The organism is Nocardia sp. NPDC101769 (genome assembly GCF_044766925.1).
Lineage (GTDB): Bacteria > Actinomycetota > Actinomycetes > Mycobacteriales > Mycobacteriaceae > Nocardia.
In genome coordinates, this window is record NZ_JBIWMX010000006.1 from 209,921 (window position 1) to 223,965 (window position 14,045).

Sequence of the window (14,045 nt, forward strand, 5' to 3'; positions counted from 1 at the left end):
GTGAAGCACCATCTCGTCCGCACCCACCGCTCCGCCGAGCCCTTCCCCCGCGAGAAACACCTCGCCTGGCGGATCGCCGAGGTCGCCGCGGATGCCGTGGAGGTCGCTCCGGAGGTGGAGGCGATGATCGTCAACCGGATCATCGACAACGCCGCGGTCGCGGCGGCCTCGATCGCCCGCCGCCCGGTCGCCAATGCCCGTGCCCAGGCGTTGGCCCACCCCTACCGGCCGGGCGCCACCGTGTTCGGGGTCGCGGGCTCGTACTCCCCGGAGTGGGCGGCGTGGGCCAACGGGGTCGCGGTGCGCGAACTCGACTTCCATGACACCTTCCTGGCCGCCGAGTACTCGCACCCGGGTGACAACATCCCGCCGATCCTGGCCGTCGCGCAGCACACCGGGCGCAACGGCCGCGACCTGATCCGCGGTCTGGCAACGGGTTACGAGATCCAGGTCGACCTGGTGCGCGCGATCTGCCTGCACGAGCACAAGATCGACCACGTCGCCCACCTGGGCCCGTCGGCCGCAGCCGGGATCGGCACGCTGCTCGGCCTGGATACCGAGACCATCTACCAGGCTGTCGGTCAGGCCCTGCACACCACCACCGCGACCCGTCAGTCCCGCAAGGGTGAGATCTCGAGCTGGAAGGCCTACGCACCGGCCTTCGCCGGGAAGATGGCCGTCGAGGCCGTGGATCGCGCCATGCGCGGCGAGGGCGCGCCCGCACCGATCTGGGAGGGCGAGGACGGTGTGATCGCCTGGCTGCTCGGCGGCCCGAACGCCGAATACTCTGTCCCGCTACCGGGTTCCGGTGAGGCCAAGCGCGGCATCCTCGACACCTACACCAAGGAGCATTCGGCCGAGTACCAGAGCCAGGCCCCGATCGATCTGGCCCGGCGGATGCGGGAGCGGATCGGTGACCTGGATCAGATCGCGTCGATCGTGCTGCACACCAGTCACCACACCCACTCCGTGATCGGCACCGGGTCGAACGATCCGCAGAAGTTCGACCCCAAGGCTTCTCGCGAAACCCTGGACCACTCGGTCATGTACATCTTCGCGGTCGCCCTGCAGGATGGCACCTGGCATCACGAGCGCTCGTATGCTCCCGAACGCGCGCAGCGGCTCGACACCATCGAGCTGTGGAAGAAGATCTCCACCGCCGAGGACCCGGAGTGGACGCGGCGCTACCACTCGACCGATCCGAACGAGAAGGCCTTCGGTGCCCGCGCCGAAATCACCTTGAAGAGTGGCGAAGTCATCGTCGACGAGCTGGCCGTGGCCGACGCCCACCCGCTGGGCGCACGCCCGTTCGCCCGGGATCAATACATCGCCAAGTTCCGCACCCTCGCCGAGGGCGTCATCGAGCCCGCCGAGCAGGACCGCTTCCTCGAGGTGGTCCAGCGCGCGGGCGGGCTGTCCGCGAACGAGCTGTCGGAGCTCACCTTCACCGTCTCGCCGGATGTGCTCGCCCGCGCGCCCAAGTCGCCGAAGGGACTGTTCTGATGACCGGCCTGCTCGCCGCCGCCACCTCCGCCGCCGACAAACGCGCCACGTTCAAGGCGGGTCTGAACTCCGGCAAGATCCAGCGGTTCCCGGGTGCCTTCAATCCATTGGTGGCCAAGCTGATTCAGGAGATCGGCTTCGAGGGCGTCTACGTCTCAGGCGCGGTACTCTCCGCTGATCTCGGCCTGCCCGACATCGGCCTCACCACCCTGACCGAGGTGTCCGGACGCGGGCAGCAGATCGCCCGGGTCACCGGCCTGCCGGTGCTCATCGACGCCGACACCGGATTCGGCGAACCCATGAGCGCCGCCCGCACGGTCACGATAATGGAGGACGCCGGGATCGCCGGCCTGCACCTCGAGGATCAGGTCAATCCCAAACGCTGCGGCCACCTCGACGGCAAGGCCGTGGTGCCCACCGCCGAGATGGTGCGCCGCCTGCGCGCGGCGGTTTCGGCCCGCCGAGATCCGAACTTCGTGATCTGCGCGCGTACCGACGCCGCCGGGATCGAGGGCATCGACGCCGCCATCGAGCGGGCCGAGGCGTACGCCGACGCCGGTGCGGACCTGATCTTCACCGAGGCGCTGTACACCGAGGCCGATTTCGAGAAGTTTCGCGCGGCGATCTCGATTCCGTTGCTGGCCAACATGACCGAGTTCGGCAAGTCCGAACTGATTTCCGCGCGAACGCTCGAGTCGATCGGCTACAACGCCGTCATCTACCCGGTCACCACGCTGCGTCTGGCCATGTTCGCCGCCGAAATCGGGCTACGCGAGATCGCGGCGACCGGAACCCAGTCCGGGCTGCTGGATCGCATGCAACACCGCAGCCGCCTCTACCAGCTCCTGCAATACGAGCGATACAGCGAATTCGATTCCGGCATCTTCAATTTCACCCTCGGAAGGGACCAGTGATGGCCGCATCGCGCAGCGATTCGATGAGGGGTGGTGGTGGGGCGACGGGTGGGCCGGAGATCGCGATTCCGACCATTCACAAAGGCCTCGCAGGCGTTGTCGTGGACACCACCGCGATCTCCAAGGTGGTGCCTGAAACCAACTCGCTGACCTACCGCGGCTACCCGGTGCAGGATCTGGCGGCGCACTGCAGCTTCGAGCAGGTCGCCTACCTGCTGTGGCACGGCGAACTGCCCGGTGACGCACAGCTGGAGCGGTTCCTCCAGCAGGAACGGGCCGCACGCCGGGTGGATCGGTCGCTGCTGTCGCTGGTTGCCAAGCTCCCGGAGAACTGCCATCCGATGGATGTCGTCCGCACGGCCATCAGCTACCTGGGTGCGGAGGATCCGGCCGAGGACGACAATTCGCCACAGGCCAACCGGGCCAAAGCCCTGCGCATGATGGCGGTCCTGCCGACCATCGTGGCCGCCGATCATCGCCGCCGCTACGGCCTGGATCCCATTGCGCCGCATTCACATCTGGGCTTCGCCGAGAACTTCCTGAACATGTGCTTCGGCAAGGTGCCCGCACCGGAACTGGTGAGAGCGTTCGAGATCTCGCTGATCCTGTACGCGGAGCACAGCTTCAACGCCTCCACCTTCGCCGCCCGCGTGGTCACCTCGACGCTCTCGGATATCTACAGCGCGGTCACCGCCGCCGTCGGCGCACTCAAGGGCCCGCTGCACGGCGGCGCCAACGAGGCGGCCATGCACGACATGCTCGAGATCGGCGACCCGGCACTGGCCGCGGAGTGGCTGCGCAACAAGCTCTCCCGCAAGGAAAAGGTGATGGGCTTCGGCCACCGCGTCTACAAGAACGGCGACTCGCGGGTACCGACCATGAAGCAGGCGTTCCTCGACATCGCCGCCGCCACCGACGGCCGGCACTGGGTGCGCATATATGAGATCCTCGAACACACCATGGCCGAGGCCACCGGCCTCGAACCGAACCTCGACTTCCCCACCGGCCCCGCCTATTACCTGCTCGGCTTCGACATCGAGTCCTTCACCCCGATTTTCGTCATGAGCCGCATCACCGGCTGGACCGCCCACATCATCGAACAGGGCGCGTCCAACGCCCTGATCCGGCCGTTGAGCCAATACGTCGGCGTCCCACAGCGTTCCATCATCGCCTGACAAAGTTGCCGCCGGCATTCCAGCGGGGCTGTAGCGAAGGCGTAGGGAGAGTGGATCCGGGGTTCGTAGGTTCGGGCTATGACTACTTCGACTCATGGCACCGCAGTGTCGTTCGACGGGGCCGAGCTGGCGTTCGAGGCGATCGGATCGGGGCCGCCGTTGGTGGTGGTGCCGGGAGGACCGCGGGATTCGCGGTATCTCGAGGACCTCGGGGGGCTCGCCGAGAGCCGGACCCTGATTCGGTACGACGCGCGGGGCACGGGATCCACTGCGGCCCCGGACAATCCGGCCAAGTACGCCTATCCGTCGCTCGCCCGGGACGTGGACGCGCTTCGATCTCATCTCGGGGTGGAAACGATCGATGTGCTCGGCCACTCGTCGGGGGCGGTGGTGGCGGCCGTGTACGCCGGGCATCATCCGGATCGGGTGTCCCGGTTGGTGCTGGTCGTGCCGGGACCGGACTTCTTCGGCGGGGGTGGCGATATCTCGAGCCTGCTGAATGCCCGCGCGGACGAGCCCTGGTACGACGAGGTGCGCACCGCTGCTGGGGAATTGGCGGCGGCCGGACCGCAGGATCCGCCCGAGGTGGTGCTCGACCTGCTGGACCGCTATGTCCCGGCCGCGTACGGCGGGTGGGGTGAGCGGCAGCGCGCGCATGCCGCGACACAGCGCGAGCAGTTCGCGCTCGAGGCGTGGAAGCACTTCCACGGCAATGGCGATCGCACCGAGCCCGAACGCTTCCTGCCGACGTTCGGACAGGTCACAGCGCCCGTCCTGGTCGTGACGGGCGCCGCGGACGCGCTGACCGGTGTCGAGGCCGGCAACGCCGCCGCCGCGCTGTTCCCGGCCGCGACGCACGTATCGATCGCGGGAGCCGGCCACTATCCGTGGGTCGACAACGCGGCCGAGTTCAGCTCCGTCGTCGAGACCTTCCTGGCCCGCGGCCGATAGCCCGGCGATACGAAAGCGGGGTGGTCACCGATCGGTGACCACCCCGCTTTCGTACGTGCTAATCCCGTGCGGCGAATTCGTCGACATCGAACCCACCCGGGTCCGACAGCGGGAAGACCTCGAACTCCAGGTGCGAGGACAGCGGGTTGCCGTACAGCGCGTCGGTGAGTTCCTCGTGACTGGCCACCTCGTAGACATTCAGCCCGCCGGACTGTCCGGCAATGATCCAGCTGTGCTTGATGATGCCACGCTTCACGAGATCGACGTGGTGGGCGAATCCCTCGGGCAGCCGGTGCCGGAATTCGTCGGCGCTGATGCCGATGGGGTGCTGCTTGGTGAAGACGGCGAAGAGCGCCATGCTCGAAACTCCTTCTGCTGCGGGTGTTTTCTATCGGCCCAGCGCGACGGCCGCCGCCGCGACGCCGGGAGCTGTGCCGTCGAGCGCGACGGGCGTCGAGAAGTGCGGCAGCACGTCCTCGGCGAAGAGTTGCACCGAGCGCCGCACGAGGGCCTCGGGCGCGGTGCTGGGCGGCGTCTGCAGGCTGATCGTCACGTCGCCGAACGCGTCTCGGATACGAGCGATCTGATCGACGACCTGGGCCGGCGTCCCGACAAGGGTCTTGTCGGCGGCGAGCTGGGCGGCGAAGGTCCCGCCCGCGACCCGATCGACGATCTTCTCGTACCCCTCGTACTGGGTGCTGCGGGCGGTCGACCAACCGGAGACGGCCCGGGCCAGCGCACGGTGGTTCGTGTTCGCGAACTGCTCGCCGAGGCTGCGCGCCTCGTCCGCGTCGTCGGCGAGAAACGAGCTGTAGCTCAGATGCACTTCCGCCGTAGCGGGGTCGAATCCGGCGGCTTCGCGGGCCACCCGATACCGGGCGATGATGTCCTGCACCTTCTCCCGCGGGTTGATCGACGGCACCAGCAACAGCCCATACCCGGCGGCGCCGGCCCGCTCGGCGGACTCCGGGGTGATCGCCGTGGCCACCAGGATGCGCGGGTGCGGACTCTGCAGCGGCCGCGGCTGCAGGGTCACCGGCCCGAACGAGTGGAAGCCGTTGTCGACGGTCACGTCGGTTCCCGTCCACAGCTCGACGATCGCCGCCACGGTGGCATCGAACCGCGGTCGCGAATCATCCAGGGACAGTTGGAAAGCCGCGAACTCGTCCGGCAGGAATCCGCGTGCGACACCGACATCGAGGCGTCCGTGGCTGATGTTGTCCAGCACTGCCAGCCGCGCCGCGAGCTTGATCGGATGATCGAACGCGGGAACCACGGCGCCGGTGATCAACCGGATCCGTTCGGTCCGGGCGGCCACGGCGGTCAGGAAGGTGGTGGGATCCGGGCTGTAGCCGCCGTATTCGAAGAAGTAGTGCTCGACGGTTTTGACATGGTGGTATCCGAGCTCTTCGGCGTAGATCGCGATCGACAGCGCGTGATCGTAGTAATCGACCGGTGCCTGATCGTGCGGGCCGACGGTGGGAAAGAGGTTGATGCCGAACTTCATCGCGTCACGTCCTGGAGTGAAGGGGTGGCGGCCGGCAGCGCGAACTCGGCGGCGAGGAGTTCGTAGCTGCGCACCCGCGCCTGATGGTCGTGCACCGTGGTGACGACGATGATCTCCTCGACGTCGAGACTCGACGCGAGCGAACGGATTCGGTCACCGACGCGGTCGGGCGTGCCCCAGAAATACCGGGGCCATTCGAAGTTCTCGCCTTCGAGGATGTCGCCGTAGCGGGCCAGCTCCGCCAAGGCGGTGTCCGGCTCCGGAATCGGCCGGACATCGTTGCGGAACAACCGATTACGCACCGCGCGCTGGGCCGAGTACAAACGCGCCGCTTCGGCCTCGGTGTCCGCGACCACCGCCGTGATGGCGACGATCGGCGACCGCCCGGGCGCGAGCCGGTGGTATCCCTCGATGGACTCCCGGGTCGCCCCCGGATTGATGAAATGCGCGAACGCGTAGTCGATGTCGGCCCGGCCCGCCGACACGGCGCTCCCGGGGCTGCTGCCCAGCAGCCAGACATCCGGTGCGGGCGCGTCGAGCGGTACGGCGAGCGGAGCGCGCCGCGCGCCGTCGACGGCCGGGGAGCCGGCCAGGTGCGCGCGCAACTGTTCGACCTTCGCGTCGATCGACGGTCCGCGTCCGGCCTCGGGCGCCGGTCGCAGTGCCAGGGTCTCGACCTCGTCGGCGCCCGTGGACCGTCCGATACCGAGGTCGATCCGGCCCGGATGCAGGGCCGTCAGCGTCCGGAACGTCTCGGCCACCTTGAACGGGCTGTAGTGCGTGAGCAGGACCCCACCCGATCCCACCCGCAGCGTCGAGGTCGCCGACGCGATCGCGGTCACCAGGATCTCGGGCGCCGAGATGGCGTGCGAGTACATGGCGTGATGCTCGGCGACCCAGTAGCGGGTGTAGCCGAAGCGTTCGGCGTGGCGGGCGAGGTCGAGCGAATTGGCCAGGGCCTGCGACTGGGGCGTGCCCTCGGGGACCGGAGCTTGATCGAGAATGGACAGTCTGATGGTCATAGCGCCTCCAGGGTTTCGTCGAGCAGGGCTACCGCGTTGCGGTGCAGGGGAAATGGCCTATCCGAGGGCAGTCCGGTGCGCTCCGCGCGGCGCGTCACCGCCGCGGTGATGAGCGCGAATTTGAAACCGGCCAGCACCTCGTAGAAGGTGAGATTCCGCAGGGTCCGGCCGGACAGCGCGGCGTACGCCTCCACGGTTCGGTCCCGGTCGGGCAGCCCGTAGAGCCGCTGTGCGCCGATCCCCCGGCTCAGGTGCCGGTCCAGGTACAGAAACCAGGCGAGATCGCTCTCGGGTTCGCCGTATCCGGCCATCTCCCAATCGACGAGAGCGGCGACCTCGGTGTCGCGATAGATGATGTTGCCGAGCCTGGCGTCACCCCACAGCAACACGTACGGCGACCGGTGGACCGGAATATTGCCCGCCAGCCACCGCTGGGCCCGCCGGATCACCGGATCGTCCGCACAGTGATAGAAGTCCAGCGCATCGCTCCAATACCGCACCTGCGCAGCCGGACCCGCGGGACCCAGATCGGGCAGACCGGCGGTGTCCGCCGCGATCGAATGCAGTCGCTCGAACGCGGTCAGCGCCGCCCACCAGACCGCCGTGCGTTCGCTGGGCACCAGGTCGGCGACCCACCCGGACCGGTGGTAGGACGGAAAGTCCGGCGGGACCCGGCCGTCGACGAACTCCATCAGGAAGAACGGCGCGCCCAGCACCGTGGCATCGGGTTCGACAGCCAGCACCTCGGGCACGGGCACCTCGCTGTGTCGTCGGACCGCCCGCAGCGCATCCGCCTGCGCCACAATCGATTCGGTGGGATAGATCCCCTCGCCGGTGGCGCCGACCCGGATGATCGAACGGTGTGTGCCGCCCGCGATATCGCGCGCGGTCACCTGAATGGTCTCCGCCGAGAAACCGTTGCGCGGCAGCGAGATATCGACGCTGTCCGGATCGATCTCGGACCCGGCCGGGGTGCGGGACAGCCAGCCCAGCACCAGATCCCGGGTGCTATCCGGCGATCTCTGCAGTGGCACCGCCATGGTGTGGCCTTTCGCCGGTGATGAGCGTGGATGTCGGACCGAGCGGGGTAGCGGCGATGTCGACGAATCCCGCCGCACGCAGCCAGGTTTCGGCCTCCGCGACGGTGTATTCGCTGCCGCCGGAGGACCACACCAGCATGTTCAGGCTGGCGAGCAGGGCCGGCGGGGTGGGGCTGACCGGGTCGAGCACCGGGTCGTAGATGGCGATGGTGCCGCCCTCCGGCAGCGCCGCGTAAGCGGCGGCGATGAGCTGCTGCCGCCGATGGACGGGCCAGTTGTGCAGGACGTGCCCGAAGATGAGCACATCGGCGCTGGGCAGCGGATCGGTGAAGAAATCGCCGGGCCGGAACGCGATCCGATCGGTCAGCCCCAGTTCGGTGATGTGGGCGTCGAATTCGGGCTCGACCTCGGGCAGATCGAAGACCTGCGCCCTGAGGTGCGGGTGGGCTCGCACCAGTTCCGCGGCGATATGCCCGCGCGCGCCGCCGATATCGGCGAAGGTGGTGCGCTGTGACCAGTCCAGCCGGGACAGTGCCGCGCCGATGGGGGCGTTGAGCACATCCATCGCCTCGAAGAAGCCGCGCCGATCATCGGCATCGGTGAACAGCGTGCCGTATGGATCACCGTCCGCCGCATCGGAATTGGCGGGCTTTCCGGATTTCAGGCTGGCCGCGAGCCCGGTCCAGGCCGGATGCAAGGTCTTGTCGAGGAAGCGTAGGAAGCCGCCGAGATAGTGGGGACGGCCGCGCACCAGATAGCGGTGCGCGTCGGGACTGTTCGCGTAGCGACCGTGATCGGTGATGAGCAGTCCGGTGGTGGCGACGGCATCCAGGAAATCGCGCGACCATTCGGGTTGAATTCCGGTGATCGCGGTGATTTCGGCTGCCGGAAGATCCTTTTCGGCCAGTGCGGTGAACAGGTCGAGCTCCACCGCGGCCAGCACCACCTGGGCGCGGCGGGCCCCGGAGACCAGGCCGAGAATATGGGCGGGCGACCCACCGGAATCGGTATTGCCGAGGGTGTCACCGGGAGCGGGGATCAGCGGTGTGGAGACGTGACTCATCGAGTCCTCCTGAAGTTTGGCGTCGGAATCGACCGTAGAAAGCGCTGCTGCACGGCTCCTGGAGGATCTCTGGAGCGCGGATCCGGCCTCCGACTGTCCGCCCGAATTGCCGGATACGCTCCCGCCGTCGCAGTGAATCGCGTTGCAAGGGAGATGATTCGAATGATTCTCGTGGTCGGAGCCACCGGTATCGTCGGCACCGCGACGGTGCGGGAATTATCGCGGCGGGGTGCGAAGGTCCGCGCCCTGACCAGGGATCCCGGCCGGACCGCGCCGGTGGCGGGCGTGGAATTCGTCGCCGGGGACCTCGATGTTCCCCGCACACTGGATCCGCTACTGGAGGGCGTGGATTCGGTCTTCATCGCGACCTCCGGCCACCTGAAGGCGACGCAGGACGCCACCGTGGTCGCGGCCGCCGCGGCGGCGGGCGTGCGGCGGGTGGTCACGGTCTCGTCGCTGGTCGTGGACGAGAATCCGGACGGTGTGCTCGGTGGCTGGCATGCCGCGGGGGAGCGAGTGGCCGTCGCGTCCGGTGTTCCGTCGATCGTGTTGCGGCCGAATGGGTTCTATTCCAATACATTCGCGTGGATCCCTTCGATTCTCGGCACCGGCGTGGTCGAGGTGGCGCTGCCCGATCTGCTCGCGGCCCACCTCGATCCCCGCGATATCGGGCGGGTGGCGGCCCAGGTGCTGTGCGCGGAGACCGACCCCGCCGATACACCGGTGCTGCGGCTCAGCGGCCCGCGGGCGGTGAGCCCGCGTGAGCAGGTGGCCGTCCTCGCCGAGGTGCTCGGCCGGCCGATCGCCGTGCGAGAGATCCCGATCGGCGAGGAGCGGGAGCGCCTGGCCCGTCGGATGCCCGGGGCGGTCGCGGACGCGGTCACCGCGGCACGTGCCGCCGCGGGCCCGGTCCGGAGCCGGACCTTCGATGACATCGAAATACTCACCGGGACACCGCCGATCAGCTATGAGGAGTTCGTCCGCGAGCACCGGGCGAGGTTCCTCGGCGACCAGTGAGGAGCCTCGCCCGGCACCGGTCACGGGCGGGCGGGACTGCTTTCGGCGGTCTCCGGCGCGGCATCGGTCTCCGGCTCGGCCGGGGTCGCCGCCGGAGCGGGCGGCGCGACGGTCCGCAGACCGAAGGTGAACACCAGCGCCACCACCGCGAAGACCGCCCCGACACCGAACGCGGCGTGATAGCCGGACAGCAGCTCCGTGTGCGACGGCGGGTGGTCGCCGCTGCCGGAACCGGTCCGGGAGGCAGCGATGGTGGCCAGCACCGCCAGTCCGATGGCTCCACCGAATTGCCTGGTGGTGTTGATGATTCCGGAGGCCACGCCGGCTTCGGCGGGCGCCACGCCGCCGGTGGCGGCAATGACCAGCGGCACCATCACCAGACCCGCGCCGAGGGTGATCAGAACCTGGGGGATCAGCACGTGCAGCGCGAAGGAGCCGTGATCCGGGACGAACGCCAGCCAGAGCAGTCCGAGCGCGCTCAACGCGGGCGCGCCGGTCAGCAGCGGGCGGACGCCCCCGAATCGCTTGACCAGCGGCGGACCCGAGTACGCGCCGATGGTCATCGCCACCGCGCCCGGCAGGAACGCGATGCCGGTGCGGAAGGCGTTGTAGCCCAGGATGTTCTGCATGTACAGCGACAGGAAGTAGAAGTGCGCGATCACCGCCGCGCCGATCCAGAACATGACGATATTGGCGAAGGCGACCGACCGGATCTTCAAGACGTACAACGGAATCAGCGGCGCGGCCGCGACCCTCGCCTCGTGCAGGGTGAACCAGACCAGCAGCACGGCCGCACCCACGATCGGCCCCCAGGTCGGGGGTGCGGACCAGCCGTGGTTCTGGGAGTCGACCGCACCGAACACCAGCGCCACCAGCGCCGTGGTGACGAGCACCGCACCGACCCCGTCGAGCCGCTTGCCCGCCGCGCCCCGGCTCTCACCGAGCAGCGGATAGGTCAGCGCCAGGGCCAGCGCACCGAGCGGGATATTGACGTAGAAGATCCACTGCCAGCTGGCGATATCGGTCAGCACGCCGCCGAGCACCGACCCCAGCGCGGCTCCGGCCCCGGAGATCGCGCCCCAGGCCGCGGTGGCGCGGGCCCGCGCCTTGCCCTCGGTGAAAGTGGTCGACAGGATCGCCAGGGTGGCGGGCGAGAGCAGCGCGCCGCCGAAACCCTGGATGACGCGGGCGATCACCAGCCATTCCGACGACCTGGCCAGGCCACCGGCCAGGCTGGCGAGCGTGAAAATGGTGAGGCCGATGAGGAACACCCGCCGGCGGCCGATCAGGTCGGCGACCCGGCCGCCGAGCAACAGGAATCCGGCGAAGGTGATGGCGTAGCCGTTGACCACCCATTGCAGTCCGGCGTCGGAGAAGTCGAGCGAACCCTGGATGGCGGGCAGCGCGACATTGACGATCGAGAGGTCCAGGACGACGATCAGCTGCCCCAGGCAGAGCAGGCTCAGCACCGCCCAATCCGGCGGATGGGAGATCCGGGACCGTGTGGTGTCGAGCGACGGAGACGGTGTGGACATGGATTTGGCTCCAATTCCCTTGGACACAAAGGCGATTCGAGTCCGATGGACTCACGGGTCCAATATCTGGACTCGGGAGTCCACCGTCAATCCGGCTCCAGCGAGACTCCAGCAGGACTCCAGCGGGACTCCAGTGGCGCTGCAGATCCCGCGCACATGCTGGAGACACGTGTTCGATCGATGAGAGTGGGGACGATCGGTGTCCGATCCAACGACCGACCCGGTAGCGGCCGGGCAGCAGTCCGAGTACGTCTTCGTGAACGTCCTGCGCCTGGCGGGTCCGGCGGAGCGATTCGAATCGATCTATGCCGATGTCGCGGACTATTTCTCGCGGCAACCCGGATTCCGGCATTACGAATTGCTCAAATCCGAGAGCGATCCGGACGTCTACATCAATATCGCCCGCTGGTCCGGCCGCGAGGCATTCCTGCGCGCGACCTCGAATCCGGAATTCCGCACCCGCACCCGGGTCGGCGAGGTGGCGGCCGGAGATCCGCAGCTGTGCCGGATCATTCGATCGGCCGGTCATTCGGGGTGAGTGAACTCGACGAGGTCGCCGACGGCGTCTTCGCTTATATCGAGCGCCCCGGCGGGTGGTGCGTGAGCAATGCCGCGCTCATCCGCGCCGGTGGCGAATCCGTTCTGGTGGACACGCTGGGCACCGAAAGCCGGGCCCGCGGTTTGCGTTCCGCGCTGACGCGGATCGGGGCGGGCTCACCGGCAATGGTGATCAACACCCATTGGCACGGGGACCACACTGCGGGGAACGCGCTGTTCGCCCCGGCTCCGGTCATCGCGCATCGGCGGTGCCGGCCGGCGATGGCCCGCAATGGCTGGGCGGTGCGGGCCCTGTGGCCCGAGATCGAGTGGGGGAAACTGCCTTTGGTGCTGCCCGGCGTCGGGGTGGGCGATCGGGCCGTCCTGCACGCCGGTGAGCGCGAGATCCACCTGCTCACCGGAGGGATCGGCCATACCGACGCCGATCTGGCCGTCTGGGCGCCGCACGCACGGGTCCTCATCGCGGGTGATCTCGTCATGCCCGGCACGACACCGTTCCTGCTGTCGGGTTCGGTGCACGGCATGCTCGACTGGATCGATCGGCTGCGGAACCTCGCACCCGAGACCATCATCGGCGGCCACGGCGAGGTAGCCGGCCGGCGCGTCCTCACCGAAACCCGCCACTATCTCGACTGGCTGCTCGCGGTCGCCCGGGACGCGATGCCGTCCGGCGCGACGCCGCTCGAGGCGGCCCGCCAGGTCGATCCGGCACGGCTGCGCCACCATCCGTGGTCGTCGTGGAATGAACCGGAGCGTTTGGTGGCTAATCTCCATTGTGCGTACGCCGAGATCGCGGGCACCGCCGCGCCGGTCCGTTCGGGACCGGTCCTGGCGGATATGGCGGCCTTTCTGGGGCATTCGATCCCGGCCTCCGCCTGACCTCGGCACGCCCACCCGCCGATTGCCGACCGTGTCACCAATTCAACTGTGCCGTAACAGATTATGAAATACTGACGAAGCCTTCCGATCACGGCGAGCGGGACGATTCCGCACCCGGCGGACGCTGGCTAGCCTGTGGAATCGGATCGCATTTCGAATGAAGGAGTGTGCCCATGGTGTCAGCTTCGTCCCGGGCCGCAGTCGCGCTGGAATCACGCGCGGCGAGCAAGCGGTCGGTGATCGTGGATGCCGCCACGGACTCGTTCCTCGAATTCGGTTACGAGCGAACCAGTGTCGAGGCCATCGCCGAGCAGGCCGGCGTGTCCAAGCAGACGATCTACAACTACTTCGGCGACAAACGGACCCTGTTCCGGGTGGTACTAGCCGGGGTGCGGGCGGCGGCCGATACGGCCGACGAACTCGATCCGCGCCTGCTGCGGAATCCGGACACCGTCTTCGAGGATCTGGTCACGGTGGGGCGCTTGTTCCTCGCGGTGACCCTGTCCGAGCGGGTGTCCGCGGTACGGCGGCTGATCGTCGGTGAGGTGGCGCGGCATCCGGACCTGCATCAGGTCTGTGCCGATCAATCCGTGGCGCAGGGACCGCGGATCGCCGGGTGGCTCGCCCACCGCTTCGAAGTGCTCGCCGCGGCAGGCATTCTGGAGACGACCGAACCGGCGGAGGTGGCGGGCCAGTTCTTCGCGCAGCTGTCCCACGACGGCCAGCAGGCCTCGGCCTTCGGGACCATCGCGCTCACGCCGGACCGGGCCGCGGAGATCTCGGCGCGCGCCGCACGACTGATTCTGCGCGCCTACGCGATCGAACGACCAGCGTGACCGGATTTCCGGCGCGCTGAAATCTTCATACAGCTCGGGAGCTAC

14 protein-coding genes are annotated in these 14,045 nt (G+C 68.3%); 8 read left to right on the forward strand and 6 right to left on the reverse strand.

All coding sequences use genetic code 11. The features are described from left to right. The 4 genes from prpD to ACIRRA_RS13260 all read left to right on the forward strand — a co-directional run bounded on the left by prpD (position 1) and on the right by ACIRRA_RS13260 (position 4,543). On the forward strand, positions 1-1,503 hold the full coding sequence (gene prpD, locus ACIRRA_RS13245) for a 2-methylcitrate dehydratase PrpD (protein ID WP_402766944.1): 1,503 nt from the start codon (positions 1-3) through the stop codon (positions 1,501-1,503). Further along, complete coding sequence (gene prpB / locus ACIRRA_RS13250) at positions 1,503-2,417, forward strand: methylisocitrate lyase (protein ID WP_402766946.1); 915 nt, start codon at positions 1,503-1,505, stop codon at positions 2,415-2,417. Before prpD ends, prpB begins: the two co-directional genes overlap by 1 nt. A 23-nt stretch (positions 2,418-2,440) precedes the next feature. Beyond that, positions 2,441-3,592, forward strand: a complete 1,152-nt coding sequence (locus tag ACIRRA_RS13255; RefSeq protein ID WP_402767180.1) for a bifunctional 2-methylcitrate synthase/citrate synthase — start codon at positions 2,441-2,443, stop codon at positions 3,590-3,592. Positions 3,593-3,670: 78 nt separating this feature from the next. After that, a complete protein-coding gene (locus ACIRRA_RS13260) occupies positions 3,671-4,543 on the forward strand; it encodes an alpha/beta fold hydrolase (RefSeq protein WP_402766948.1) in 873 nt (290 codons plus the stop codon). Positions 4,544-4,601: 58 nt separating this feature from the next. On the opposite strand, the gene ACIRRA_RS13265 is transcribed toward ACIRRA_RS13260, so the two are convergent. From ACIRRA_RS13265 to ACIRRA_RS13285, 5 genes are read right to left on the reverse strand one after another with little or no spacing between them, the layout of a single operon-like run. Then, on the reverse strand, positions 4,602-4,901 hold the full coding sequence (locus ACIRRA_RS13265) for a muconolactone Delta-isomerase family protein (RefSeq protein WP_357003699.1): 300 nt from the start codon (positions 4,899-4,901) through the stop codon (positions 4,602-4,604). Between the two features lie 30 nt (positions 4,902-4,931). After that, positions 4,932-6,050: an LLM class flavin-dependent oxidoreductase gene (locus ACIRRA_RS13270; protein ID WP_402766951.1), complete on the reverse strand. Its 1,119-nt coding sequence runs from the start codon at positions 6,048-6,050 to the stop codon at positions 4,932-4,934. After that, positions 6,047-7,072 carry an MsnO8 family LLM class oxidoreductase gene (locus tag ACIRRA_RS13275; protein WP_402766954.1) on the reverse strand — a complete coding sequence of 342 codons (1,026 nt, stop codon included), beginning with the start codon at positions 7,070-7,072 and terminating at the stop codon, positions 6,047-6,049. Before ACIRRA_RS13275 ends, ACIRRA_RS13270 begins: the two co-directional genes overlap by 4 nt. Further along, the gene (locus ACIRRA_RS13280) at positions 7,069-8,106 is read right to left on the reverse strand and encodes a phosphotransferase family protein (protein ID WP_402766957.1); all 1,038 of its coding nucleotides are present in this window, start codon (positions 8,104-8,106) and stop codon (positions 7,069-7,071) included. Before ACIRRA_RS13280 ends, ACIRRA_RS13275 begins: the two co-directional genes overlap by 4 nt. After that, positions 8,081-9,175: a methyltransferase gene (locus tag ACIRRA_RS13285; protein WP_402766960.1), complete on the reverse strand. Its 1,095-nt coding sequence runs from the start codon at positions 9,173-9,175 to the stop codon at positions 8,081-8,083. Before ACIRRA_RS13285 ends, ACIRRA_RS13280 begins: the two co-directional genes overlap by 26 nt. 162 nt (positions 9,176-9,337) lie before the next feature. On the opposite strand from ACIRRA_RS13285, the gene ACIRRA_RS13290 reads away from it, so the two are divergent. Continuing rightward, on the forward strand, positions 9,338-10,192 hold the full coding sequence (locus ACIRRA_RS13290) for an SDR family oxidoreductase (protein ID WP_402766963.1): 855 nt from the start codon (positions 9,338-9,340) through the stop codon (positions 10,190-10,192). A 20-nt stretch (positions 10,193-10,212) separates the two neighbouring features. Here ACIRRA_RS13290 and ACIRRA_RS13295 read toward each other — a convergent pair whose 3' ends face one another. Next, the gene (locus ACIRRA_RS13295; protein ID WP_402766966.1) at positions 10,213-11,727 is read right to left on the reverse strand and encodes an MFS transporter; all 1,515 of its coding nucleotides are present in this window, start codon (positions 11,725-11,727) and stop codon (positions 10,213-10,215) included. A gap of 199 nt (positions 11,728-11,926) precedes the next feature. On the opposite strand from ACIRRA_RS13295, the gene ACIRRA_RS13300 reads away from it, so the two are divergent. The 3 genes from ACIRRA_RS13300 to ACIRRA_RS13310 all read left to right on the forward strand — a co-directional run bounded on the left by ACIRRA_RS13300 (position 11,927) and on the right by ACIRRA_RS13310 (position 14,000). Next, complete coding sequence (locus ACIRRA_RS13300; protein ID WP_402766969.1) at positions 11,927-12,265, forward strand: antibiotic biosynthesis monooxygenase family protein; 339 nt, start codon at positions 11,927-11,929, stop codon at positions 12,263-12,265. Then, positions 12,262-13,164, forward strand: coding sequence for an MBL fold metallo-hydrolase (locus ACIRRA_RS13305; RefSeq protein ID WP_402766972.1), 903 nt, complete (start codon positions 12,262-12,264; stop codon positions 13,162-13,164). Before ACIRRA_RS13300 ends, ACIRRA_RS13305 begins: the two co-directional genes overlap by 4 nt. A 173-nt stretch (positions 13,165-13,337) precedes the next feature. Then, positions 13,338-14,000 carry a TetR/AcrR family transcriptional regulator gene (locus tag ACIRRA_RS13310; protein ID WP_402766975.1) on the forward strand — a complete coding sequence of 221 codons (663 nt, stop codon included), beginning with the start codon at positions 13,338-13,340 and terminating at the stop codon, positions 13,998-14,000. Positions 14,001-14,045 lie beyond the last annotated feature (45 nt).